This window comes from Methanoculleus thermophilus, from assembly GCF_001571405.1.
Classification (GTDB): Archaea; Halobacteriota; Methanomicrobia; order Methanomicrobiales; family Methanoculleaceae; genus Methanoculleus; species Methanoculleus thermophilus.
In genome coordinates this window covers 12,923-35,781 of the sequence record NZ_BCNX01000008.1, presented here as the reverse complement: position 1 = coordinate 35,781, position 22,859 = coordinate 12,923, and the positions used below count along the sequence as shown (strand labels likewise).

Annotated in this window: 27 protein-coding genes; 25 read left to right on the top strand and 2 right to left on the bottom strand. The window is 64.2% G+C overall.

What is annotated here, in order from left to right; translation table 11 throughout:
• The first annotated feature begins 512 nt into the window (after positions 1-512).
• The 7 genes from MCUTH_RS07845 (at position 513) to MCUTH_RS07825 (ending at position 5,511) form a co-directional block, all read left to right on the top strand.
• Positions 513-1,715 carry a PD40 domain-containing protein gene (locus MCUTH_RS07845; RefSeq protein ID WP_083524824.1) on the top strand — a complete coding sequence of 401 codons (1,203 nt, stop codon included), beginning with the start codon at positions 513-515 and terminating at the stop codon, positions 1,713-1,715.
• A 99-nt stretch (positions 1,716-1,814) separates the two neighbouring features.
• A complete protein-coding gene (locus tag MCUTH_RS11585) occupies positions 1,815-2,027 on the top strand; it encodes a hypothetical protein (RefSeq protein WP_150468721.1) in 213 nt (70 codons plus the stop codon).
• A 215-nt stretch (positions 2,028-2,242) separates the two neighbouring features.
• Positions 2,243-2,887: a hypothetical protein gene (locus MCUTH_RS07840; RefSeq protein WP_066957823.1), complete on the top strand. Its 645-nt coding sequence runs from the start codon at positions 2,243-2,245 to the stop codon at positions 2,885-2,887.
• Entirely contained in the window at positions 2,884-3,792 is a 909-nt protein-coding gene (locus tag MCUTH_RS07835) for a calcium-dependent protein kinase (RefSeq protein ID WP_066957820.1), read from the top strand. The genes MCUTH_RS07840 and MCUTH_RS07835 overlap by 4 nt, the downstream gene beginning before the upstream one ends.
• A complete protein-coding gene (locus MCUTH_RS07830; RefSeq protein ID WP_066957819.1) occupies positions 3,789-4,901 on the top strand; it encodes a carboxypeptidase-like regulatory domain-containing protein in 1,113 nt (370 codons plus the stop codon). The genes MCUTH_RS07835 and MCUTH_RS07830 overlap by 4 nt, the downstream gene beginning before the upstream one ends.
• Before the next feature lies 1 nt (position 4,902).
• Positions 4,903-5,076, top strand: coding sequence for a hypothetical protein (locus tag MCUTH_RS11745; protein WP_161937583.1), 174 nt, complete (start codon positions 4,903-4,905; stop codon positions 5,074-5,076).
• 114 nt (positions 5,077-5,190) lie between these two features.
• Positions 5,191-5,511 (top strand): nucleotidyltransferase family protein, encoded by a 321-nt coding sequence (locus MCUTH_RS07825; protein WP_066957817.1) that lies wholly within the window; start codon positions 5,191-5,193, stop codon positions 5,509-5,511.
• 143 nt (positions 5,512-5,654) lie between these two features.
• Here MCUTH_RS07825 and MCUTH_RS07820 read toward each other — a convergent pair whose 3' ends face one another.
• Positions 5,655-6,140, bottom strand: coding sequence for a helix-turn-helix domain-containing protein (locus tag MCUTH_RS07820; protein ID WP_066957815.1), 486 nt, complete (start codon positions 6,138-6,140; stop codon positions 5,655-5,657).
• 102 nt (positions 6,141-6,242) lie between these two features.
• Here MCUTH_RS07820 and MCUTH_RS07815 point away from each other — a divergent pair, with 102 nt between their 5' ends.
• The 7 genes from MCUTH_RS07815 (at position 6,243) to MCUTH_RS07780 (ending at position 12,520) form a co-directional block, all read left to right on the top strand.
• A complete protein-coding gene (locus MCUTH_RS07815) occupies positions 6,243-7,022 on the top strand; it encodes an ATP-binding cassette domain-containing protein (RefSeq protein ID WP_066957813.1) in 780 nt (259 codons plus the stop codon).
• Positions 7,019-7,726, top strand: coding sequence for a GTP-binding protein (locus tag MCUTH_RS07810; RefSeq protein WP_066957811.1), 708 nt, complete (start codon positions 7,019-7,021; stop codon positions 7,724-7,726). The genes MCUTH_RS07815 and MCUTH_RS07810 overlap by 4 nt, the downstream gene beginning before the upstream one ends.
• A gap of 4 nt (positions 7,727-7,730) precedes the next feature.
• The gene (locus tag MCUTH_RS07805; RefSeq protein WP_066957809.1) at positions 7,731-8,351 is read left to right on the top strand and encodes a (Fe-S)-binding protein; all 621 of its coding nucleotides are present in this window, start codon (positions 7,731-7,733) and stop codon (positions 8,349-8,351) included.
• A complete protein-coding gene (locus MCUTH_RS07800; RefSeq protein ID WP_066957807.1) occupies positions 8,348-9,586 on the top strand; it encodes a methanogenesis marker 16 metalloprotein in 1,239 nt (412 codons plus the stop codon). The genes MCUTH_RS07805 and MCUTH_RS07800 overlap by 4 nt, the downstream gene beginning before the upstream one ends.
• The gene (locus MCUTH_RS07795) at positions 9,583-10,875 is read left to right on the top strand and encodes a cysteate synthase (protein WP_066957805.1); all 1,293 of its coding nucleotides are present in this window, start codon (positions 9,583-9,585) and stop codon (positions 10,873-10,875) included. Before MCUTH_RS07800 ends, MCUTH_RS07795 begins: the two co-directional genes overlap by 4 nt.
• Positions 10,868-11,989, top strand: a complete 1,122-nt coding sequence (gene comE, locus MCUTH_RS07790; protein ID WP_066957803.1) for a sulfopyruvate decarboxylase subunit beta — start codon at positions 10,868-10,870, stop codon at positions 11,987-11,989. The genes MCUTH_RS07795 and comE overlap by 8 nt, the downstream gene beginning before the upstream one ends.
• Positions 11,990-12,268: 279 nt before the next feature.
• Positions 12,269-12,520, top strand: coding sequence for a hypothetical protein (locus MCUTH_RS07780; RefSeq protein ID WP_066957799.1), 252 nt, complete (start codon positions 12,269-12,271; stop codon positions 12,518-12,520).
• A 200-nt stretch (positions 12,521-12,720) separates the two neighbouring features.
• Here the strand turns inward: MCUTH_RS07780 and MCUTH_RS07775 are convergent, their stop codons facing one another.
• Entirely contained in the window at positions 12,721-13,653 is a 933-nt protein-coding gene (locus tag MCUTH_RS07775; RefSeq protein WP_066957797.1) for an AEC family transporter, read from the bottom strand.
• A gap of 278 nt (positions 13,654-13,931) precedes the next feature.
• Between MCUTH_RS07775 and MCUTH_RS07770 the strand changes: the two genes are divergently transcribed.
• The 11 genes from MCUTH_RS07770 (at position 13,932) to MCUTH_RS07720 (ending at position 22,843) form a co-directional block, all read left to right on the top strand.
• Positions 13,932-14,339, top strand: coding sequence for a bacteriohemerythrin (locus MCUTH_RS07770; RefSeq protein WP_066957796.1), 408 nt, complete (start codon positions 13,932-13,934; stop codon positions 14,337-14,339).
• A gap of 211 nt (positions 14,340-14,550) precedes the next feature.
• On the top strand, positions 14,551-14,895 hold the full coding sequence (locus MCUTH_RS07765) for a hypothetical protein (protein WP_236707443.1): 345 nt from the start codon (positions 14,551-14,553) through the stop codon (positions 14,893-14,895).
• A gap of 4 nt (positions 14,896-14,899) precedes the next feature.
• Complete coding sequence (locus tag MCUTH_RS07760) at positions 14,900-16,003, top strand: hypothetical protein (RefSeq protein WP_066957794.1); 1,104 nt, start codon at positions 14,900-14,902, stop codon at positions 16,001-16,003.
• A gap of 52 nt (positions 16,004-16,055) precedes the next feature.
• Positions 16,056-16,685, top strand: coding sequence for a hypothetical protein (locus tag MCUTH_RS07755; protein ID WP_150468720.1), 630 nt, complete (start codon positions 16,056-16,058; stop codon positions 16,683-16,685).
• A gap of 329 nt (positions 16,686-17,014) precedes the next feature.
• On the top strand, positions 17,015-17,161 hold the full coding sequence (locus tag MCUTH_RS07750; protein ID WP_224732792.1) for a hypothetical protein: 147 nt from the start codon (positions 17,015-17,017) through the stop codon (positions 17,159-17,161).
• A 304-nt stretch (positions 17,162-17,465) separates the two neighbouring features.
• Positions 17,466-18,371 (top strand): ADP-ribosylglycohydrolase family protein, encoded by a 906-nt coding sequence (locus MCUTH_RS07745; RefSeq protein WP_066957786.1) that lies wholly within the window; start codon positions 17,466-17,468, stop codon positions 18,369-18,371.
• A 25-nt stretch (positions 18,372-18,396) separates the two neighbouring features.
• The gene (gene argC / locus MCUTH_RS07740) at positions 18,397-19,383 is read left to right on the top strand and encodes an N-acetyl-gamma-glutamyl-phosphate reductase (RefSeq protein ID WP_066957784.1); all 987 of its coding nucleotides are present in this window, start codon (positions 18,397-18,399) and stop codon (positions 19,381-19,383) included.
• 13 nt (positions 19,384-19,396) lie between these two features.
• The gene (locus tag MCUTH_RS07735) at positions 19,397-19,879 is read left to right on the top strand and encodes a CBS domain-containing protein (protein WP_066958159.1); all 483 of its coding nucleotides are present in this window, start codon (positions 19,397-19,399) and stop codon (positions 19,877-19,879) included.
• Positions 19,876-21,015, top strand: a complete 1,140-nt coding sequence (gene argJ, locus MCUTH_RS07730) for a bifunctional glutamate N-acetyltransferase/amino-acid acetyltransferase ArgJ (RefSeq protein ID WP_066957782.1) — start codon at positions 19,876-19,878, stop codon at positions 21,013-21,015. The genes MCUTH_RS07735 and argJ overlap by 4 nt, the downstream gene beginning before the upstream one ends.
• Positions 21,012-21,881, top strand: a complete 870-nt coding sequence (argB, locus tag MCUTH_RS07725) for an acetylglutamate kinase (RefSeq protein ID WP_066957780.1) — start codon at positions 21,012-21,014, stop codon at positions 21,879-21,881. Before argJ ends, argB begins: the two co-directional genes overlap by 4 nt.
• A 38-nt stretch (positions 21,882-21,919) precedes the next feature.
• The gene (locus MCUTH_RS07720) at positions 21,920-22,843 is read left to right on the top strand and encodes a prenyltransferase (protein ID WP_066957777.1); all 924 of its coding nucleotides are present in this window, start codon (positions 21,920-21,922) and stop codon (positions 22,841-22,843) included.
• Positions 22,844-22,859: the final 16 nt, after the last annotated feature.

Below are 22,859 nucleotides of genomic sequence, written 5' to 3'. Positions count from 1 at the left end.
GGTCTCGTCGAGACGGCTGGATCAAAATTTGCCGCAGTGTAGATGTAAGGGGATCGAAGACTCGGTTCTCCTGCGGAGGGACTGACTATGGCGGATCAACTCCTTGGTTCATGTGGTCCCGTCCAGACGTTCAAATATAACGCATCGGCAAAAATAATCTCCGCAAAATTGTATCAAAGGACGGACGGTGCGCGATACATTGCGGTGGAATGGTCTGCAAACGGTTGCTTCACGTTCCATGAGAAAGAGTGTCCCGGGCCGGGCTACAGCTGCGACCTGACGGTGATCGCGAAGGCCAGCTGGGACGGTCAGTTTAGACGGCATGAGTATCGTTATCCCGGCACCTCAATACAGGCGGGCTCGGCAAACCTAATCGTTTCGTCTCCGTCTCCTCCCCCCTCCTACACGGTCGAGGTTACGACCCAGGCCAAGTGCTACTGTGCCAGCGCTGTGCCGATACTGACCGAGGAGGCTACGTGTTCCTGTGTAACCACCCCCTGAAGGCATAGAGCATGAACTGCAAAAGGCTATGCATCATCCCGTTCACAATCTGCCTCCTCCTCTTCCCGGGAGCCGCAGCCGCGGCCGAGTTCCTCCAGCTCACCGATACCCCCGAGTTGGACGGATTTCCCTTCTGGTCTCCCGACGGAGAGCGGATCGCGTACATCTCGTTCGACCCCGGCACCGGGGATATGACCATCCGGGTGATGGCCGCCGACGGGACCGCCGGGACGGACCTGACCCCGGCCGGGTCGCGGGACTTCTTCGTCACGAACCCCTGGTCCCCCGACGGAAAGGAGATCTTATTTATATCCGACAGATCGGGCTCATACGACCTCTGGGTGATGAACGCCGACGGAACCGGTCCGGTGCAGGTGACCAACGGGACAAACGTCGTCCCCTGGCTGCATGGGCCGCGGGGCTACGAGGCGGAGTGGAGCCCGGACGGCAGGATGATCGCGTATACGTCGTGCCTCTTCGGAGGCGCGGATATCAGGGAGGCAACTGCCGATGAGCATGGCGGTCGTGCTTCGATGAATATCAATCTTTCAGAGATCCGTAGAGAGGCCGACATCTGGGTCGTGAACTCGGATGGCAGCGGAGGACGGGGGCTTACTTCCTCGGGCGATGCCCTGATGCCCCGGTGGCATCCGGAGGGCGACAGGATCGCCTACCTCTCCCGGGCCTCCGGCACAGCTGTGATCCGGGTGATGAACGTCGATGGGTCGGGCGGGTTGCAGATAACTCCCGACGGGGAAGATGTCCTGCAGTTCTCCTGGTCTCCCGACGGGCGCAAAATCCTCTATGCCGCGCTGACTCACGACCCCGCCTCTGACAACGTCTCGTTTGGAGTCCGGATCGTGAACGCCGACGGAAGCAACATGCGCCGTCTGACCTCGGAAAACATCGACAGCACACCGATCTGGTCCCCGGACGGGGAAAAAATCGCGTTCTATTCGGCGTCCCGTCCCCCGTCGTCGGTCTGGGTGATGGACGATGGAGGATCGGATCTGCAACCTCTTGCTCCGGGGTACGACTTTCGGATGCACCAGTGGTCGCCCGACGGGCAGACGATTGCGGTGAGCGATGGAGATGATATTTATGTGGTGGTTCTGGACGACCCGGCCGTTGCCGCGCCGGGTTTCGGGATACTCTCTGCTGTTGCGGCGCTTTCTATCTGTGCGCTTGCACTGCGGGCCGGGAGGCAGTTGTGACCGAATCAGAACGCCCCAGAGAGGCGGTGCTCAGGCCCGGCACCGGCAGGATGGTCGCGGTGGAGACAATCCTCTTTTTGTCCTCATCTCCGGGTGTTTGTGGATCCGGAGGAGGAGACGGTGGCCTCAATCGCGAAGAACTACAAGCGAGATCCCATCATGCCTTCTGCCGCACAATCCGCATCGACTACGCCCGGCGGTGAAGCGCCCAGGGTTGCCCCCCGTCACACCAACCGCGACATAGCAGTGCCCGAAGTCGGCTCGTCGGGGATTACTGCAGCCACCCCGGAGTTGATCGGGGCCGACTCGTAGATCGCCGGGATCGCGCTCGGCAACGTAATGCTCATCCTCCGAGACCGGGCGCGCCCCCGGTTTCCGGCCCGTAACGGCTTAATCCTGGTCCAGAATCGATCGGAAAGGTCCGATGTGTAGATGATTGCCACAGAAATCGTTTATAGGGGAACGTTGACCTCTCCCGTGTGGATGCCGCGATCACTGGAGGTCGCCCATCACCTTGAGGAGACATCATGAATCAAACCCATATCGGAGGTATCGCTCTCCTGGCATGCCTGATCGTTGCAGTGGCAATCGCGCTGGGTGCAGGCGCCCAAGGATCCGGGTCTCCGGCCGAGGACGAGAGCGGCCCGGTCCTGGTCGTCGGCGATGGGATGACCGTTATCGTCGCAGACGCCGCATCGCTCTCCGATCTTGCGGCCGCCGGGATTTCGGCGCCGGAGGAACTGCAGATCCCGAAGGGCATCACCCGGTACGATATCGTGACGTTCGACCATGCTGCCGTCAACAGCCAGGTGCGGGAGGGAGCACTCCCGCTCCGGATCCGCGGCACGGAGTATCGGGCCGGTCTGGAGAGGATGACCTTCGAGCAGATCGACGACGGCATCGACTCCTACGAAGGGACGATTCCCGGCGTCGAGGGAAGCGACGTCCTCCTGACGACCTCGGAGAAGGGCCTTATCGGGAGCGTGACGTTTGGTGGGGAGACGTTCTGGATCAGCGGGATTGAGCCCCGGGCGCGTGCCGAGGGCTCGGCGTCCCCGTTGCATATCATATACGGTTCGCGGGATGTCGAGCAGCAGGGCCCTGTCCTGGTGGACCAAGGGCCGGTTACGCCGCCGCCCGGGTACTACTCCACTGCAGGACCGGGGTTATGAAGAGTAACCTCGTGGTCGGCGCATTCGTCCTGGCGATTGCGGTCGGCTGCATACTGATTCTCAATCCGCTGAGCGCGGATGCGGATAAATTCTCTCTCGCCGCTGAGTTCCCGGAGACGCCGAACTCCTGCACGCTCTACCGGGCCGTCCCCGCCACCGTCACGGGGGAGGAGGTCCGGGGGATTGCCGGGCGGTTCGGGCTCTCGGGAGAGTTGAGCGAGAAATCCAGGGAGTTTCGCCTCGTCGACACCTCAAAGGACCCGGAGGAGTGGCTCTCGGTGTATGCGCACTCCGGCGCCGTGGCTTACCATATCCCCGACCGTGAGCTGCCGGCCGAGGTGACCCGGCAGCCGGATCTCCCGGCAGATGCGGAGGCGGAGGAGATCGCGCGTGCCTTCCTCGCAAAGACCGGGATGGCGTCACCGGACGCCCGGGTCGTGGAGATCGCCGTGAACCAGAGGCACGAGGTCTGGAGTTCAGGCGGCGATGAACCTGAAGCGTCGTACGACGTTACCGTTGCCGTCCGGTTCGGCCGGTCGCTCGACGGGCTGCCGGTCTACGGCGATGAGTTTGCGGTGATCCTGGGCGACGGCGGCGATGTCGTCGGGCTCGTGAAGACCTGGCGGGAGGTGGAACCGGAGGGCAGTGTCGCCGTTAGATCGCCGGAGGAGGCGTACGCCGACCTCCTCGCATCACGGACCGTCGGCCCTTCGGGAAGTGCGGCCTATGACCGTGTCACAATCGAGAATATCTCGCTCGGCTACTGGATGGAGCCCCGCGGTGTCGTGCAGGATACGGTCCGACCGGTTTATGCATTCTCTGGGACCGCGGTCCGGGACGGTGCTTCGGAGCCGTACGTCGAGTACGTTTCCGCCGAAAGAGACGCGCTGGAGGATGAGGCATGAGAGGAGTGATCCGGCCGGCGGCACTCCTCCTCGCGGTGCTGCTCGCGACAATCCCGGCAGCGAGCGCAGATACAGGGTTCGACCCCGACCGATACCCGGTCCCCGATTTATGGGTGAACGAGTCGATCGAGACGATCGCCATCTCCGGCGAGCTGAGCCTTCAGCCGGAGCCCGGGGTTACCGCGGAGGGAGCCTTCGGGATACCGTTCGGCTCGATCGTCGTCCATACGGCCGACAGAACGACGTTGATCTTCGATAGCGGCGGCAACCACCTCTTCTCCATCAGCGACGAACGTTCCACGAAGATCCCCACCCCCGCGGGCGTCGAGAAGCCCTGCACCTGGGTGAACCAGGTTCCGAGCGGTTCCCGGTCCTACCACCACGACAACGCGACCTTCGTCTTCGGCACGGCCGGGGAGCCGCCCATCCTCACCGTCATCGACGAGAGCCCGAAGCCCGTCGAAGACCCGATCGCCATCGAGATCACCTCCCTGCATGAGGGCGGCGTAGCCTGGATCGACGTCGTGCCGCCTCACGTCGCCGTCGTCGGGGAGGTCCATGCCCCTGCAGGTGTCCGGAGCGTGGTTGTCCGGAGCGGAGCGGGGGAGGTCTCGTGCGGGAACGGGACAGAGTTCGCCTGCTCGGTACCGGTCTTGACCGGGGAGAACACGATCACCGTCACGGCATGGGACAACTACGGGCGCCGGGCCGAGAAGAGTGTGAACCTGACCATCCGCATCGGCATCCCGCCGCCGCCGTCGATCGCGGTCTCGGGCAGGGTGACGGATGCCGGCGGCAACCCGGTCCCCGGTGCGCTGGTGCGGTTCGAGTCGGTGTTTACGCTCGACGACAAACCCATTGCGGCGACGAACGTAACGGGAGAAGACGGCCGCTACCTGGTAGACACCCTCGGCTACTGGCAGACGGTCACGGTCGAGAAGGAGGGCTACTCCACCCTCCGGGAGGAATTCATCTTCGAGAGCCTGACGAACACCCTCAACCTGGAACTGGAGTCGTCGAGCCGGACGGTCCCGGGGTTCGGTCCCGCGCTCGGGGTCCTCTCGCTTGTGGGGGCGCTGTTGCTTCTCATCGGCCGGAAGAGATGGTGAGATGACAGAGGGAAGTTCAGTAGTCCCGGCGCTCCTCCTCACCGCCGCAGTCACGGCACTGGCGGCGGGTTTTGCGGTCTTCTGGCCCGGCACGAAAGTTGTCGTAATCCAACAGGAGCAGATAGCCCGGAGGATCAAGCACTGGTCCATATCGATCTCCAGATCACCTACTTGAACAACAAAGGATAACACCCTTTTTGCGGAAATCAGAGCTCGGGCGGGCTCCGGCCGGTCGGTGCCTCTCCCTGCAGCAATTCATTACTACCTCTCCGACAGAATACCGGTATCCATGCAGTCCCGGGAAGAAGTCTTCACGACTCTGCAACGGCTCAAAGGCGAACTCTTTACGCGGTTCTCGGTCAGCCGGATCGGTATCAACGGAGCGGTCGCACGCGGCGAGCAGACCGAGGCAAGCGATATCGATATCCTTGTTGAGTTCTCCCGGCCGGTCGGTTTCTTCACCTTCATCGAACTCGAGGAATACCTCTCGCTCCGCCTCGGCGCTCCCGTCGACCTGGTGACGCCCGACGCACTGAAACCGCTTGTCCGTGAGCGGGTAGCCGCCGAGGTAGCCTATGCCAAAACGATCGGACATCCGCCTCCTCTGTAGCGACATCACCGAGGCCATCGAGCGCCTCCTCCTCCCGGTGACCGCCGCGAGAACCTTGTTCCTGCCGAAACTCACACAGGCGGCGAAAGAGGACGCCACCTTTGCCGTGGGGCTGACGGCGAGATCCGTGCCCCCCGGCTCCCCTAAATCCTCTTTGCTATCGTCTCGATCGCCTCGATCAGCGTCTGCTGCTGCGGCTTGATGATCGCGATCGGGCAGTCGACGATCTTTTCCACAATCGGGGCGAGGATGGGTGCACAGATGATCCCGAGCGCCCCGTCCTTGTCGGCCCGGACCGCGGCGATGATGCACTCCTCAAGGGAGTCCGCCGCGTAGCCCCGGATGAGGTACTCCTTCCCGTCGATGGTGAGGTGGCGGTTGTCGAGTTCGTCGAGCAGGAACCGGGCCGCGATGACCGCGATGAACGACTTCTCCCGCGGTTCGAGGACGTTCACTATCCTCCGGACGGTCGAGAGGCGCGGGTCAGCCCGGCCCGACGTGAGCTTGTAGAGTGTCGCAGGCGGGATCCCGGCCCGCTCCGCGAGGTCGCGGATGCTCATATCCTGCCGGGCGAGTTCCTCCAACAGTGCCTCGGCAAAATCGGTCTCAAAGATCTTTCTCGAGAGCATTTATCTACTATTGTATCATCATTAAGATAATATTTTCCTATTATGGTTAATGTTCTGGGAATAAAGAAAAACAGTTATGAATGTCCATGACGATGCTCACATATGGTCTCATCATCCATCCGGGAAGTCACGATCCTCCCGGGCCGGAGCCGGAGCGGCGAACCGGAACGGTTCGAGGCGATCACCATCCGGCCCGGGGATACGATCTCGATCGTCGGCCCCACCGGCTCGGGAAAGAGTGCCCTCATCAACGATATCGAGGTCTTCGCCCGCGGCGACACCGCGACGGGCCGGACGGTCCTCGTCAACGGCGCTTACCCTCCAGAAGAGTTCGTCCGCGACCCGGCGCACAAGCCCGTCGCCCTGATCACCCAGAACACCCGGTGCCTTGCAGATCTGGCGGTCGCAGAGTTTCTTTCGATGCATGTCCGGTCCCGGAAGATGGAGGACGACGGGATCATTGACCGGACGATCGCCCTTGCCAACGAATTCACGGGCGAGCCGATCCTCCCCGACGCCCGGATGACCGCGCTCTCCGGGGGACAGACCCGCTCGCTCCTGGTGGCGGACGCCGTCATGATTGCAGCGGCGCCGATCATCCTCCTCGACGAGGTCGAGAACGCCGGGATCTTCAAGGAGCGGGTGATCGAGGTTCTCCGGGATGCGGGGAAAGCGGTCGTCTTCGTCACCCACGACCCCCTGGTCTCCCTCCTCTCCGCCCGACGGATCGTGATGCGGGACGGGGCGGTCGACCGGATCATCGAGCCTGACGGGAGAGAGATCGCCGCCCTCCGGGAGGCCCGCCGCCTCGACGACATCCTCCGCCGGATGCGGGAGGAGATCCGGGCTGGCAACCTGATCACGGAGTCGATCGGAGTATGAGGCTTGTTATCGTCGCCGGCCCGCCCTCGGCCGGGAAGACCGCCGTCGTGCGCCAGACCATCCGCTCGCTCCAGGACCGGCACCGGATCGCCTACCTCAAGATCGACGTCGTCCGGGCGTTCGAGGACGAAGAACTCGCTGCCGAGTTCGGGATCCCGGCACGGAGCATCTGCTCCGGCGACCTCTGCCCGGACCACGCCGGGGTGATGGTGATGCGGGACGCCATTGCCTGGGCCGAAGAGGAGAGCGCCGACCTCCTCCTGGTCGAGAGCGCCGGGCTCTGCCTCCGGTGCTCTCCCTACACGACGCAGGGGCTCGGGGTCGTCGTCCTCTCTGCGGTCTCGGGGACGAACACGCCCCTCAAGATGGCCCCAATGCTTGCGCTCGCCGATATCGCGGTCGTGACCCGGATCGACCTTGTCTCCCAGGCCGAGAAGGAGGTCTTCCGGGAGCAGATCCGCGAGGTGAACCCGGATCTAGATATCGTCGAGACGAACGCCGTCCAGGGGACCGGGATGCGCTACCTCCTCCGGGCGATCGAGGACTATCCGCCGATCACCGACCCGGAGGCGATCACCCTCCGGGGGGTGCCGCCGCTTGGGGTCTGCACCGTCTGCATCGGAAAGACCGAGATCGGCTGGCAGCACCACTTCGGGGTCGTCCGGAGGATGGAGGGCGCCGACTACCTCTTCCGGGGGGACTAGCCCCGTGGCATGGCAACCGCCCGAAAAAGACTGCGGGGCCTGCGGCGCCCCGACCTGCCAGGCATTCCTCGAGCGGGTCCGGCGGGGGGAGCGGGAACTCCAGGACTGCATCTTTTGCCCCTCCGGGCCCCTCTCCCCCCGGTTCGAGGGCGAGGCACGCTACTCCGGCCGGGACGCCCTCGGCGGGGAGTACGACTTCATCCTCGATCCCCTCCCCGGCGAGGTCTCGGCCCGAAAGATCGTCCTCCCCTTCCGCCCGGACCTCGTGGAGAGGTGGGGGATTGCGGCCGGCGATATCGTCGTCGGGAGGCCGACCGGTGCGGGCTGCCCGGTCCAGCACGTTCTCTCGGTCCTTCACGCAAATCCGGTGACCGGTCTTCTCACCTGTCTCGTCGTCGGCCCGGAGTTCTCGCGGGACAGAGAGTTTAAGGAGATCGAGGCATATCACATCGTTGGTTTCGAGGGGATTGCCCGGCCGGTGCGGCGCGAACCGGTCCTCGGGATGCGGCAACGGTTCCTGCCCGGATTCTGCATGATGAACCTTACGCACACGGGTGTCGTGAACATGATTCTCGCACAGTCCTCGGGTCTCCATGTGCGGGTGGAGGATATTCGATTGTTATGAAGAGTATAGCAGATATCGATGAGAAGATCCGGAACGGTTCGGCGGTCGTCTACACCGCCGCGGAATTCAAACGCCTCGTCCGCGAGGGCGCGGAGATCACGGCCGCCGACGTCGACGTCGTCACCACCGGGACGTGCGGGGTGATGTCGGGGACCGCGGCGATCCTCTCTATCCCGGTGGCCGAGCCCGGGACGTTCGAGCGGGCGGAACGGGTCTGGTTAAACGGCGTCCCCTGCATGCCCGGCCCCTGCCCGAATGAGCGGCTGGGGCTGCTTGACCTGATCGTCTCCGGGACCGCCCACGCCGGGCCTGACTACGGGGGCGGGCACCTCTTTCGCGATATCGTCGAGGGGCGCGAGATCGAGGTGCTGGTGGAGGCCGCCGATCGCTCGATCGAGACGAAAGTGACCCTCGACGACTTCCCCTACGCCCGGATCTTCACGACGCGGAGCGCTTACAAGAACTACACTGCGTACCTCAACACCCAGCCGACCCGGGTGAGGACGATCTTTTCGGTTACCGGGCTCGAAGGGCCTTACCGGGAAGTATCGATCTCTGGGTGCGGCGAGATCAATCCCCTCCAGAACGACCCGGCGAGGCTCGCCATCCGTGACGGGTCGCCGGTCTTCCTGAACGGCTCGGCCGGGATCGTGACCGGGGAGGGGACCCGGAGCAGCGCGGCCCGCCCCAACCTCACGGCCATCGCCGATATGGTCGGGATGCAGCCGCGCTACATGGGCGGGTTTAAGACCTCCGCGGGGCCCGAGTGCATCACGAGCCTCGGTTTTGCGATCCCGGTCCTCGACGACCGGCAGGTCGAGGCCCTCCGGGTCCTCGACGAGGAGATCCCGCTCCCGATTGCCGATATCAACACCCGCAAGGTCTTCGATGAGACGACCTACGCCGATATCTGGCAGGGGGCCGGGTGGGAGGTGACCTACCATCCGGAGTGGTGCGAGGATTGCTCGGCCTGCGTTGCGGCCGCGATCTGCCCGACGGGCGCGTTCGACCGCGAGACCGGGATCGACCGCGATCGCTGCCTTGCCTGCCTCGCCTGTCTTGCCTGCCCGAACAACGCCCTCGAGGGCGATGAAGGCTCGCTCCGGGTCCGAGGAAGGCGCGTCCCGATCACGCTCCGCCAGTCCAGCCGGACGCTCGCCGAGGGCCTCTGTCAGGATATAAAGGAGATGATCCTTGACGGCCGGTTCACCTTCACCGGAGGCGGGGGGCGGTGAGGGAGAAATACCTCCTCCACTGTCCTGGATGCGGCCGCCCCTTCCCGGACCGCTACACCCTCGACTGCCCCTCTGGGTGCAACGCCCTTCTCCGAACAATTTACCGGGAACCCCGGCTCGTCCTCCGGGATCTCCCCGGTGTCTTTCGCTACTCGTCATGGCTCCCCATCGAGGGCCACCTCCGGATCGACGCGGGCCCGGTCTCCTACGCTAGCACCGGGCTTGCCCGGGAGCTCGGTCTCTCAAACCTCACCATCACCTTCTCGGGCTACTGGCCCGAGCGGGGCGGGCGGATGGAGACCTGCTCCTTCAAGGAGCTCGAGGCCCAGCCGACGGTGCTCCGCCTCCGGGAGAAGGGGGCCGGGGTCCTCCAGATCTCTTCTGCGGGGAACACCGGCCGGGCCTTCTGCCAGGTCTCGGCCCTGACCGGGGCGCCGGTAGTCGTGGTGGTCCCCTCCTCCGCCGCCGACCGGCTCTGGACGACGGCACCGTCCCCAAACGTCTGCCTCATCACGGTGGACGGGGACTACTCGGACTCGATCGCCTTCGGGCGGGATGTCTGCTCTATCCCGGGGGTCGTCCCGGAGGGCGGGGCAAAGAACGTCGCCCGCCGGGACGGGATGGGGACGGTGGTCCTCGATGGGACGCTCTTTGCCGGGAGGCTCCCCGACGCCTACTTCCAGGCGGTCGGGAGCGGGACGGGGGGGATCGCCGCATGGGAGGCCGCCGACCGGCTCATCGCCGACGGGCGGTTTGGCACTCGCCTCCCGGCTCTCCACCTCTCCCAGAACCTCCCCTTCGTCCCGATGGTCCGGGCCTGGGAGGCAGGGAGGCGGGAGATCGTCCCCGAGGAGGATATGCCCGACGCCGAGGCCTCGATCGAGCGGGTCTTTGCCGGCGTGCTCACGAACCGCCACCCGCCCTGGGGGGTCCGCGGCGGGGTCTACGATGCCCTCGCGGCCTCCGGCGGGAGGATGTATGCGGTCTCTAACGACGAGGCCCGGAGTGCTGCTCGGCTCTTTGAGGCGACGGAGGAGATCGACCTCGACCCGGCCGCCGCGGTCGCGGTCGCATCGCTTCTCCGGGCGGCGGAGGAAGGGTTCGTCGAACCGGGTGAGCATATCCTCCTGAACGTGACCGGTGGGGGGTATCAACGTGCGGCAGAAGACCTCGATCGCTACCCGGTCGAGCCCTACCTCCGGGTCGGGGCCGGCGAGGCCGTCGCGGGGGACGTCCGGGACGGTATCACCTCCTGGCTCGCCGGGCAGGGGGTGGCCATCCGTGCGTGAGGGCTGCGTCCTCGACAGGCTTGCGGCCCTCGGGGTCGATATTGTGGCGAGCCTCCCCTGCGACCGGACGCAGGACCTCTGCGCCCTGATCCCTGAGCGGTTCCATGCGGTCAATCTCACCCGGGAGGAGGACGGCGTCGGGATCTCGGCCGGGCTTGCGATGGCCGGACGGCGGCCGGTGCTTCATATGCAGAGTTCGGGGCTCGGGAACTCCCTGAACGCCATCATGTCCCTCACCGTCACCTTCGGCCTCCCCCTCCCGATCCTCGCGAGCTGGCGGGGGGTCTACCGGGAGGCGATCCCGGCCCAGGTGCCGTTCAACAGGGCGGTCCCGGAGGTGCTTGAGGCGCTCGGCATCCCGTATACGGTCATCCGCGATCCCGAGGACGAGGGGTTGATCGACGAGGTCGTCTGCGATGCGTACGATAACATGCGCCCGCACGTGGGGCTGATCCTCCCCTCGTTCTGGGAGGGGGCGGACGAGGCCTGCCCGTTAAAGCAGCCGCCCCCGCCACGGGCCCGCGAGTCGGCGCTCGAGTACCGGCGGACGTTCCGCGAGCCGGTGATGAGGCGCTACGACGCAATCAGGGTGATTGCGGGCGTTCTCAACGACGAGGCGGTCGTTGCAAACATCGGCGTCCCCTCTAAAGAGCTCTACGCGGCTCGCGACCGGGACCTGAACTTCTACATGCTCGGGAGCTACACCCAGGCGACCCCGATAGGGCTCGGGCTTGCCGTCGGGACCGACCGGGAGGTCGTCGTCCTCGACGGGGACGGGAGCCTGCTCGGGACCGCCGCCCTCCCGGTGGTGGCGGCTGAGGCGCCGGAGAACCTCACGATCGTCTGCCTGGACAACGGGGCCTTCGGGAGCACAGGAAACCAGCCCACCCCGGCCTCCGGCCTCGTGGACATGGAGCTCCTCGCCCGTGCCGCCGGGATCCGGCGGACGTGCAAGGTGCAGGACGAAGAAGAACTCAAGGATGCCTGGGAGAGCCGGGGCCGGGGACCGACTTTCATCCACGCGGTCCTCGCACCCGGGAACGCGCCGGTCGGAAATATCCCGCTTGCCCCGGCCGAGATCCGGGAGCGGTTCATGCGGGCGCTCCGGGGGTGAGGGCCCATCGGGGTTTCCCTATGTCCAATTTTTTGGAGACTTGTCCAGGATTTTGGACGGCCCCCCGGCGGCAGGGTTCTGGTCGGTGGCGCAATCACCACACCGCGAGAGCATCTTTTCTACATGTCCTCCCTTGGGCCGCACCGGCAGGTTAACATAGTCCCTGTTCGAAATTACGAACACATCTTCGATGATCCGAACATACTCTCCGGGGAGGTTTTTGCTCACGTCGGCCATCATTGAACGGAGGCTGAATCTTATATAAGGGGTGGAAGAAGCATGCAGCGAAAGATATCGATGGACACACTCTTAACGGGACTCTTCGTTGCGATGCTCCTCCTCTTGCTCTTCTACGACCCTATCTGGGTGCTCCACCCGGCGATCGAACCTCTCCTCATGCTCTTTGCCCAGTCTATCGGTCTCGTATTCCTCGTGCTCGTTGTATTCTGCATCATCGGCCTGGTGCTCCTCGTTGTCCGGCGCCTCTATGGCGTATGCAGGAACGTCGCCCGGAAGTGCAGAGAGGCGTGACAGAAGACATCTCTCTCCAGGCCGTCCTCGTTGTTAACATGGAACGCAAATACCTCGCCGCGCTGCTCGCCGTCGGCATCGCGGCAGGCCTGTATGCGGCTCTCGCCTACCAGTGGGTCCTCGTACTCGTCATCGTCGCGGGGTGGCGCTGGTCCTGGTCGCGGCCGACGTCGCAGGTCGGACCGGGGCGGAGTAGGCTCTTACAGCATCACCGTCGCGATCAGTGGGATCGTGAGGAGCGAGCCGATCGTCGAGACGAAGACGATCTGCGATGCAAGCCGGGAGTCGGCGCCGTACTGCTCGGCGAAGATGACGGTGTTTGCGGCGGCGGGCATCGCGGCCATCGTGATCATGATTCCGTTGATGTAGGGGTCGGCAAAGATCGGGGCGAGGAGGTAGAAGTAGGCCGCCGGGATCCCGAGGAGGAGGATGGCGCTCGCGGTCCAGATCCGCCAGCTCCCGACCATCTCCCGGGCCGGGAAGGTCGCGAGCATCGCCCCGACGATGATCATGGCTAGGGGCGTCGTCACCCCTCCGAGGAGGTCGATCGAGTCGATGAAGGGGCTCGGGATCTCGATCGAACCGAGGAAGAGGGCAAGCCCGAGGAGGGAGGCCGCGATCCCGGGGTTTAAGAGCAGTTTCGGGTCGAACCCCTTTCCCCTTCCCCCGGTCAGCATCGCGATCCCGACCGAGAAGACGAGGATGTTGAAGACCAGATTGAATATCGCGACGTAAAAGAGCGAATCCTGCCCAAAGAGCGTGAGAGAGACCGGGAACCCCATGAACCCGACGTTCCCGAAGACTATCGCGAACTGGAGGACTCCCTCCTCCGCGGCCGTGACCCGCATGGCCTTCGAGACCGCCCAGGCGAGTCCGAACGAGAAGATATAGAGCGCTCCGGTCGCGAGAACCAGGGTCTCGGCGTCGACGAGGCGTTCGGGGGTGAAGGGCACCTGCATCGAGGCGATGATCAGGGCCGGGATGGTGATGTTGACGAGGAGCCCCGAGAGCCCCCGGGTGGCCCGGGGGTCGACGATCTTTGTCGCGACGGCGACGTAGCCGGCGGCAATCAGGAGGACCAGGATGAAGATCTGGTCCGCAACTATCAGGAAATCCGTGATCGCACCGTTCATCTCGCTGCACCCGGTCTCTTCATCAGGTGTGGGTGCTGCTTTGCCTTTACGGTTCTGCCTCTTGAACCCCGCGGAACATGGACTGCCGGACCAGGTCAAGGAGCGGCGAGGACGGCAGGGAAGGATGTCATCCTGCGGAAATCCGTTAATGGCATTCACGCGATCTCCGCTGTCACGGCGAGATCGGCATGGGTGCAGTTCCATCTTTTGCGGATCTGTTCCATTTCTGTTCGGAATATAGCGAACAATTTATACGGAAGGAGATCCTATTCCTGCTTATGGCATTCATGAAATGGACAGACGATCTCTCCGTGGGCGTTCGAGAGATCGATGACCAGCACCAGAAACTCGTATCGCTCATCAACGACCTTCACGACGCGATGCGCGACAAGCGCGGGAAGGATGTTCTTGGGAAAGTGCTCACAGATCTCGCCGCCTACACGGAGTATCACTTCTCGACCGAGGAGAAGTATATGCAGAAGTTCGGCTACGCCGAGTTTGACGCGCACCGAAGCGAGCACCAGGCCTTCGTCGCGAAGGTCGGCGAGTTCAAGAAGGGATTCGATGAGGGTAAACTCGGCCTCTCTATCCAGGTCATGAGTTTCCTCCGCGACTGGGTGGCGAACCATATCAAGGGTTCGGACAAGCGCTACACCGACTTCTTCCGTGAACACGGCCTCTCCTGAGGGCGCCGGCCCCCTGCCCTCCCCGGCCGGCAGTGGTGGAGCGTGCTCATCCCGGCTGGGAGTGGTTCATCGCTTGCCGGTGCGGACTCCTTCCTCTACCGTTCGGCGCGGCCCGGGTTTCCGGCCCATCGGGGGCTTTTTTTTGGTCTGGCACCGATCAGAAGAACCTGATGTGTAGATGCGTGTCAGATAAAAGGTATATAGAGAAACGTTGACCCCTCCCGCGCGCATCGTGGGATATGCCGAGGTGAAGACCGATGGGGGAAAACGATTCTTGAACGACACCGGCTGGAAAGGGCTGATCTTCATCGCCCTGCTGCTCTTCATCCTGGCCGGCAGCGGTATAGTGTGTGCATCTCCGGCGGGGGAGGGGCAAGAGATCGTGCTTGGAGAACCCGCAGATACGACGAGGTATCAGGGATCCGGGAGTGCGTTCAGTATCTTCTATAACCCTATGCTCCTTGGGTGCGGTTTTGGAGCCGTGATCGTGCTCGTGCTGGGCTACTATCTCATCCGGAGGTCCCGCGGGAAGGGTAAAAGTGCAACGGAGAGGTGAAGCGATGAGACAGACCGGGAGGTTCTGGACCCTCGCGGCGGCTACGGCCCTTATCCTCCTGACCCTCGCCGCCGGGTGCCTCGACCGGCCGATGACGGCGGGCCACCGAACGCTGGAGGGGGACGTCTGGGTGCTGAAACTTGACGATGCCGGGGACCGGGAGTGGTTCACCGTCATCGACAGCGGGAAGTTCGACGAAGCGTTCTCCCTCATCGAGGTTCCTGACGGCTACGCGATCGCCGGGTCGGTCTCGGATATAGGCGAGTTCCACCCGACGCCGCGGGTTATCCTCCTTGACCGGGAGGGAAGGGGAGTGTGGGATACGACCTACCCGTCGCCGGACGACCACCGCGGGACGGGAATCGCGCCTTCCAATACAGGAGGGTTTGCCGTCGCGGCCTCCCGCGGTCTTGTTGTCCTTGCGGACGGCAATGGGAGCGAACGGCACCGCACGGACCTTGCCGCGGCAGGGGAGTACTGGGCGGTCGCGCCGTTAGCCTCTGGCGGCTGGATCGCGGTCGGGGGCGACCGTGTTGCAAGGATCGAGGCTGACGGCAGTCTCACCTGGCAGGAGCCGGTCGGGGATGTGAGCCCAATTTCCCTCCTGATCATCGTCCCGGATCCGGCGGGAGGGGTCCTCGTCGCCGGAGAGGCTGCAGAGGTCACCGGAGCCATCACAGCGGCGAAGTTCGACGACCGGGGCATACCTGTCTGGAACACGACGGTTCAGGGCGATCCTGGAGAGCAGTATCTCCTCGCGGCGGCCCGAAAGGACCCGGACGGCGGCTACTCACTGCTCGCCGGGGTCACGGGTGCGGAGCCGGTGGGGGTTCTAGAGGTCTCGCTTGGCGAGGACGGGAGCATTCTACAGCAGAGCACGATCAATACCTCCGCTCCCGTGACCTGGACCCCTGATGGTGGCTACATCTCGGCGGTGCTTGCCGAGAACGACTACGGCGGCGCCCTCCTCCGGGTGGAGAGGTTCGATGAGGACGGAGCCGCGTCATGGACGTCGACGCAGCGGCTGGACGAATACAGCAGGGTTGTCGCCCTCATCCCGACGTCCGATGGCGGGTCGGCGGTGCTCGGGATGTACATGAAGTACTGATGCCGGGGGAGGAGGCTGATATTTGATGCAAAATCAATCCAAGAGACCGGGTATGCGGACAGTCAAGATACTCATTATATTGGTCCTCCTCTTCCCGGCGGGTTCCGCCGCCGCTCCGGCGCCCTCCACCGGGGGCACCACGAACTGGCTCGATACCTTCGACGAGTGGGTCGGGCCCCGGGATATGTCGATGTACAATCCACCCATTGAAACCCCAGAGAGGGCTTCGATCACTGAGGAGGTCGCACGGCAGTACCCCGGCATGATCCTGCTCGATGAGAACGTGACGTTGACGTTCCCCGAAATTCCGTCTGCGACGGTCTCGGGGCAGCCGTCCGGCCCTGCCGTTGACGTGGTCATGACCGATCCCGTGTACTTCAGCCCGGTTCCGGCGGGCAACGGTTACGACGAGCGTGACGTCATCTCTAAGTCCTGGCCCCTGGCTACCGGTACCTGGGGCACTCTGGAGATTATCAGTAACCCTGTTGCAGCCCTCATAAAGAGCTTGATCAATGTACTACTCTTTACTCCCTGTGACGACGAAACTGCACACGGCGGGATCGATCGGGTCTCCGGGTATGACCGGATGACCCGGATACTGCAAAGCGACAGCGAAGTCCGGGACCTGATCGAGGGAGGTTACATCTTGGCGGCGTCTTCAACGAGACGGGAGAATCGGTAGCATACATCAGTCTTCCCCCCTCCGGCAGGCGGCGCCAAAGATCGGTCCTGCAGCACGGGAGAGTATCGAGGCCTATTGGGTGGTTACCGTCGTTACTGATGCCGGTGGAGATACTCTCGGCTGGAAGAGCTCCGTCAACACCACCGGCTGGGAGAACTACAGAGTAATCGTCGATACGCCCAACGGGACGGTAATATCCGTCGAAAGGGTAGAACACCTCCCTGAATGGGTGGAACAGGTTGCCGTTACCGCCGTTTCGCTGCGTTGACCGGAGACAAAACCCGTCCGGACGCCGTAAAAAGATCTACCCCCGGGAGACCTACGACGAGGTGCTGAGCCGTCTTCTGGAGATGGCCTGTGACCCGGAGCCGCTCTTCAAAGAGACGCTTCGGCGGATCGAAGAAGATATCGCAGATATTCGGGCCGGACGCTGCCGTCCGCTTGAGGAGATCGCAGAGGAACCGGGCCTTGAATGACCCGCACCCCTACCGTGTGGGGAGGTACCGGGTCATCCTGTACCGAAACAACTGACTTCGCACAGGCTCGCCCGCGCGCACCACCCCGCCACATGAGGGCGATGATCTCATCGTTCTGCTGCACAATCGCACAGGCTCGCCCGCGCGCACCACCCCGCCACGGCAGACACCTGTTCGCCGGGGGCGCCTGCCCTCTCACCCTCTTTGTAGGGCTAAATTCACCCGTATTTACCCCCCGTGGCCCTTTGCCTCCGCCGCCTGAATAACAACCCTTATGAGCAGCCCTACAAGAGATACTACTCAAATGCTCGACCAGTTCAAGGGCTGCCTCCTCGGCGCCGCCATCGGGGATGCGCTCGGCATGGCGCGGGAGAGCACGCCCCCCGATCTTTTGCGCATCCACGACGGCTACCGCCGGGCGTGGCGGGGACACCCGAACGCCGGGCTGAGACCCGGGCAGTTCACCGACGACACCCAGATGATGCTCCTTGTGGCGGAGATGCTCGCCGACGGCACCTACTCGGAGAACGCCTATGCGGCCGCCCTTGCCCGGATGTACATGAACGATGAACTCCGGTTCCCCGACGGAGCCGTTGACGCCGCGTGCCGTCACCTCCTCCTCTCCGGCGGCAAACCCTCCGGGGTCTCCTCGAACACCTCCGGGTGCATCAGCATCGCGATCCCGTTCGGTCTCCTCTACAACGAACCGGTCGACGTCACCGAACGGGTGGTCCAGGCCTGCAGCGTTACCCACACCCACCCGGCAGCCCACGCAGGGGCGATCACCGTCGCGCTGCTCGTCCACCACGCCGTCCGCGGCCACCCGAACGCTCTCGCCCTTGCCGAGAAGCATGCCGCCCTCGAGGACGCCACCCTCGGCAGCAGAGTTCGCGCCGCCGTCCACCTCGCAAACGAGGGGATCAGTCTCGAGAGCGCTCTTTCGGTGATCGGAAACGACGTCACCGTCTATCAGACCGTTCCGCTTGCCTTCTTCCTGATGACCCGGATCCGCGATGTTGCGACCCTCCTCACGACCGCCGCACACGTCGGGGGGAACACCGATACCATCGCCCTCATCTGCGGGGCCTACGCGGGCGCAACCTACGGGAGATCCGCTCTTCCGCCGGACCTCCTTGAAGGGCTTGAGGGACGGGACGTGATCGAGTCCGTGGCCGCCCGGCTCTACGAGCGCTGCACCACAAAGCCTTAAGATTGTATAAAAGACACCCTCTCTTATGGAAATTGCGATTATCGGTGCATCCGGATACACCGGCGGTGAGCTGATGCGGCTCCTGCTGCACCACCCGTCCGCGGAGGTCGTCGCGGCGACGTCGCGCAAGCTCGACGGCACCCCCGTCGCCTCGGTCCACCCCCACCTCCGGGGGCTGACCGATCTCGTCTTTCAAAATATCGACGCGAGCGATATTGACGCCGACTTCGTCTTCCTCGCCGTCCCGCACACGGCGGCGATGAAGGTGGCCGGGACGCTTGCGGAGCGGGGGATCAAGACCGTCGACCTCTCGGCCGATTATCGGCTCGCGAAGGATATCTACGAGAAGACCTACGGCGTGCCCCACACAGCCTACTTCAAGGCCCCCTACGGGATCCCCGAGCTCCACCGCGACGAGATCCGGGGCGCCTCCTTCGTCGCAAACCCGGGCTGCTTCCCGACCGGCGCGACACTGGCCGCCGCGCCGCTGGCAAAACTCGCCCACACCATCATCTACGACTCAAAGACCGGGGTCTCGGGCGCGGGGAACTCCCCCTCCGCGACGACCCACTACCCCAACGTCGGCGACAACTTCAGCGCCTACAAGTGGACGACCCACCGCCACCTCGCGGAGATGAAGCAGGAGCTCTCCCGGCTCGGCTCGCCCGCCCGGTGCTACTTCACGCCCCACCTCCTCCCGGTGAACCGGGGGATCCTGACGACCGCCCATATCCTCCTCCGCGAGCCCATGGAGCAGGAGGAGGTCGAAGCGCTCTATAAGAAGTTCTACGCCGACGAGTTCTTCGTTCGCTACCAGAAACCCACCCTTGCGGCCGTCCGCGGGACGAACTTCTGCGACGTCGCCGTCGAGAGCGAGGGCGACCGGGTCGTCGCGATCTCGGCGATCGATAACCTGGTCAAGGGCGCAAGCGGCCAGGCGATCCAGAACATGAACCTGATGTGCGGGTTTGCGGAAGACGCCGGTCTCCGCGTCGCCGGGATGCTGCCTTGAGGTGACCGCGATGGTGAAGGTGAGGGACGTCATGACCCCGAATCCGGTGACCGTCCGGGTCGACTCGCCGGTGAGCGAGGCGGCGGGATTGCTCCGGAAGCACCACATCGGCGGGCTCCCCGTGATGGACGGGGAGCGCGTGGCGGGGATCGTCACCGAGACCGATATCATATCGCTCCTCGATGTCGGCGACCTCTCCGAGGACCTCTGGCTCCCCTCGCCGCTCGAGGTGATCGAGGTCCCGGTCCGGGAGTTCATCAACTGGGAAAAGACCAAGCGGGCGCTCACCGATATCGGGAGCATGGAGGTCCGGAGGGTGATGAGCAGCCCGGTCGTCTCCATCGACGAGGACTCGGATATCGCCGATGCTGCTTCCCTGATGCTCCGTGAGGGGATAGCCCGGCTTCCGGTGCTCCGCGACGGCAGACTGGTCGGGATCGTCACCCGGGCGGATATCGTCCGGGGTCTTGGTGAGTCTACGGAGGAAGAGTCATGAAGAGTATCTGTGCAGTTGAGGGCGTCACTGCTGCGGGGATCAAGGAGGGCAAGTTTGGGCTTGCCCTGATCCGGGCGAGCGGGACGGCGGCCGGCGTCTTTACGTCGAATCGGATGCGGGCGGCCCCGGTCGAGGTGATGATGGAGCGGATCCGCCGCGGCAGGCTCGATGCGGTCGTCGTGAACAGCGGGTGCGCGAACGCCTACACCGGCGAGCGGGGCTACCGCGACGCACTCGAGATGTCCGCAATTGCGGCCGACGCGCTTAATCTCGACCCGGCTTCGGTCGGCGTCGCGAGCACCGGGGTGATCGGGCGCTACCTGGATCTCGATCTCATCCGGGACCAGTGTTCACGGGTAGCACCCCTCCTTGCCCGGAGCGCCGACGCGGAGGCCGCAGCGGCACGGGCGATCATGACGACCGATACGTTCCCAAAACACGCTCTCGTCGAGACGGAGTCGTTTACCGTCGGCGGGATCACGAAGGGCAGCGGAATGATCGCCCCGAACATGGGGACGATGCTTGCGTTCATCTACACCGATGCCGAGGTCGAGGCGCCGGTCCTCCAGGATATCCTCCGGCAGGCGACCCGGCGGTCCTTCAACCGGGTCGTCGTGGACGGGGACACGAGCACGAACGATGTGGCCCTCTGCACCGCGACGGGCGCCGCGGGCAGGGTGAATCGCGACGAACTTGCGCGGGCCATCGAGACCGTCTGCCGCGACCTTGCGGTCCAGATCGCCCGCGACGGTGAAGGGGCGACGAAGCTCCTTACGGTGACGGTCCGCGGGGCCCCCGATGAGGAGGCCGCCGCCACCGTCGCGAGGACGGTCGTCGCCTCTCCGCTTGTCAAGACCGCCATCTACGGCGAAGACCCGAACTGGGGCCGGGTGGTTGCTGCGGCCGGACGGGCCGGCGTGGAGTTCGACCCCTACGCGGTCTCGCTCTCCGTCGGGGATATCCCGCTCGTGCGCCGCGGTGAGATCGTTGCGGACCTTGTCGCGGCAAAGGCCGCGATGCGCGGGGATACCGTGACGTTCGACCTCGACCTTGCCGCCGGCGACGGGACGGCGACGGCATGGGGATGCGACCTCACTGAGAAATACGTAGAGATCAACGGGAAGTACACGACATGAAACGCGAAGAAGTGCTGATGGAGGCACTCCCCTACATCCAGAAATTTTACGGCAAGACTATCGTGATCAAGCTCGGCGGCCACGCGATGGTCGACCAGAATATCCTCGAGACGGTGATCCGGGACGCCGTCCTGCTCCGCTACGTCGGGATGAAGGTCGTCCTGGTCCACGGCGGCGGCCCTGAGATCACGGCGAAGATGCAGGCGATGGGCAAAGAGCCGAAGTTCGTCGGGGGGCTCCGGATCACCGACGCCGAGACGCTCGAGATCGCCCAGATGGTCCTCGTCGGAAAGATCAACGACGGGATCGTCTCCCTCATCGCAAACTGCGGCACCTGTGCTGTCGGGATCTCCGGGAACGACGGCAACCTCCTCATCGCCCGGAAGATGGAGCCGCAGCGGGTGAAGGTCGGCGAGGTCATCGAGGAGGTCGATCTCGGCCAGGTCGGCGAGATCGAGGAGGTCAACCCGAAGGTGCTCCACTGCCTCCTCGCTCAGGACTACATCCCGGTCGTGGCCCCGATCGGGATCGACCGGCAGGGGCAGAGCCTGAATATCAACGCCGATACTGCGGCCGCGGAGATCGCGATTGCCCTTCAGGCATTCAAACTGGTCAGTCTTACCGATGTCGACGGTGTGATGGATGCCGACCGGACGAAGATCTTCCACCGGCTCACGCTCGCCGAAGCGGAGAGGATGATCGCCGAAGGTGTGATCTCCGGCGGGATGATCCCGAAGCTCGAGGGCTGCATGAAAGCGGTCAAAAACGGCGTCGAAGGCGCCCACGTCGTGAACGGCAACCGGCCGCACAACCTCCTCCTCGAGCTCTTCACCGACGAGGGCGTCGGGACGATGCTCACGCTCTGATAGAAAATTATACATATACCTGCGCCGGTTCTCCCCCCATGGATACCCGCGCCCTGGCCGAGTTCATCCGGCTCGGCCGGTTCCCTTTCCTCATCTCGGGCTTTATCCCTTTTGCCGCCGGGGCGCTCCTCGCCCTCCTCCTCGGGGCGCGGTTCACCCCGGTGCAGTTCGTCTTTGGCTACGCGGCGATGGCTGCGGCGCACCTCTCGGTCCACTACAGCAACGACTACTTCGATGCCGATGCCGACCGGTTCGTCGAGACGACGGCGATATCGGGGGGGAGCGGGGTCCTCCCGAAAAATCCGCACTTAAAACCCGCAGCGCTCGCGGCGGCCGTCACCCTGATGGCGGCCTCGCTCCTGATCGGCTATGCCTTTGTGACCGTCTACACCTACCCGGCCATCTTTCTGGTCTTCGGGATCGCCGGGAACCTGATAGGCTGGTTCTACACGGCGCCGCCGGTCGCGCTCGTCTACCGCAAGCTCGGCGAGGTCGCGAACATGATCACCTTCGGACTCCTGATGCCGGGCGCGGGTTACTTCGTCGCGGCGGGGACCCTCGATCTTACCTTCTTTGCGTTTGCCCTCCCGCTCGCCCTCCACGGGCTCGTCTTTAACATAAGCGTCCAGATCCCGGACCGGGAGGGGGATATCGCGGGGGGAAAGCCGACCCTTGTTGCACGGAAGGGGCGGGTCTTCGGGTTTGGGTTGATTGCTGTCGCGGCGAGCCTCGCGACCGCGGCGCTTGTCGTCTCTGCCCTGACGGGGGCGTTCTTTCCCGTGGACTTCCGCCCGGTGGCGCTTGCATCGCTCGTCCCGCTCGGGATTGCGGTGTGGGGGTTTCTTCACCGATCCCCGGACCGTGAGCCCTCCCTCCGCTACGCCACGGCGAATATCGCAGGGTACTTCATCTTCCAGGTGCTGGTTGTGGGATACTTCGCCTTTCTGGCCTTCCTGGCCTAGGGAAAAAGAGGTCGGG

Excerpts from the sequence above, each read along its gene's own strand:
- MCUTH_RS07845 (WP_083524824.1), top strand. The coding sequence starts at position 513 with ATGAACTGCAAAAGGCTATGCATCATCCCGTTCACAATCTGCCTCCTC.
- MCUTH_RS07840 (WP_066957823.1), top strand. The coding sequence starts at position 2,243 with ATGAATCAAACCCATATCGGAGGTATCGCTCTCCTGGCATGCCTGATC.
- MCUTH_RS07835 (WP_066957820.1), top strand. The coding sequence starts at position 2,884 with ATGAAGAGTAACCTCGTGGTCGGCGCATTCGTCCTGGCGATTGCGGTC.
- MCUTH_RS07830 (WP_066957819.1), top strand. The coding sequence starts at position 3,789 with ATGAGAGGAGTGATCCGGCCGGCGGCACTCCTCCTCGCGGTGCTGCTC.
- MCUTH_RS11745 (WP_161937583.1), top strand. The coding sequence starts at position 4,903 with ATGACAGAGGGAAGTTCAGTAGTCCCGGCGCTCCTCCTCACCGCCGCA.
- MCUTH_RS07825 (WP_066957817.1), top strand. The coding sequence starts at position 5,191 with ATGCAGTCCCGGGAAGAAGTCTTCACGACTCTGCAACGGCTCAAAGGC.
- MCUTH_RS07820 (WP_066957815.1), bottom strand. The coding sequence starts at position 6,140 with ATGCTCTCGAGAAAGATCTTTGAGACCGATTTTGCCGAGGCACTGTTG.
- MCUTH_RS07815 (WP_066957813.1), top strand. The coding sequence starts at position 6,243 with ATGGTCTCATCATCCATCCGGGAAGTCACGATCCTCCCGGGCCGGAGC.
- MCUTH_RS07810 (WP_066957811.1), top strand. The coding sequence starts at position 7,019 with ATGAGGCTTGTTATCGTCGCCGGCCCGCCCTCGGCCGGGAAGACCGCC.
- MCUTH_RS07800 (WP_066957807.1), top strand. The coding sequence starts at position 8,348 with ATGAAGAGTATAGCAGATATCGATGAGAAGATCCGGAACGGTTCGGCG.
- MCUTH_RS07780 (WP_066957799.1), top strand. The coding sequence starts at position 12,269 with ATGCAGCGAAAGATATCGATGGACACACTCTTAACGGGACTCTTCGTT.
- MCUTH_RS07775 (WP_066957797.1), bottom strand. The coding sequence starts at position 13,653 with ATGAACGGTGCGATCACGGATTTCCTGATAGTTGCGGACCAGATCTTC.
- MCUTH_RS07770 (WP_066957796.1), top strand. The coding sequence starts at position 13,932 with ATGGCATTCATGAAATGGACAGACGATCTCTCCGTGGGCGTTCGAGAG.
- MCUTH_RS07760 (WP_066957794.1), top strand. The coding sequence starts at position 14,900 with ATGAGACAGACCGGGAGGTTCTGGACCCTCGCGGCGGCTACGGCCCTT.
- MCUTH_RS07755 (WP_150468720.1), top strand. The coding sequence starts at position 16,056 with ATGCGGACAGTCAAGATACTCATTATATTGGTCCTCCTCTTCCCGGCG.
- MCUTH_RS07745 (WP_066957786.1), top strand. The coding sequence starts at position 17,466 with ATGCTCGACCAGTTCAAGGGCTGCCTCCTCGGCGCCGCCATCGGGGAT.
- argC (WP_066957784.1), top strand. The coding sequence starts at position 18,397 with ATGGAAATTGCGATTATCGGTGCATCCGGATACACCGGCGGTGAGCTG.
- argJ (WP_066957782.1), top strand. The coding sequence starts at position 19,876 with ATGAAGAGTATCTGTGCAGTTGAGGGCGTCACTGCTGCGGGGATCAAG.
- argB (WP_066957780.1), top strand. The coding sequence starts at position 21,012 with ATGAAACGCGAAGAAGTGCTGATGGAGGCACTCCCCTACATCCAGAAA.
- MCUTH_RS07720 (WP_066957777.1), top strand. The coding sequence starts at position 21,920 with ATGGATACCCGCGCCCTGGCCGAGTTCATCCGGCTCGGCCGGTTCCCT.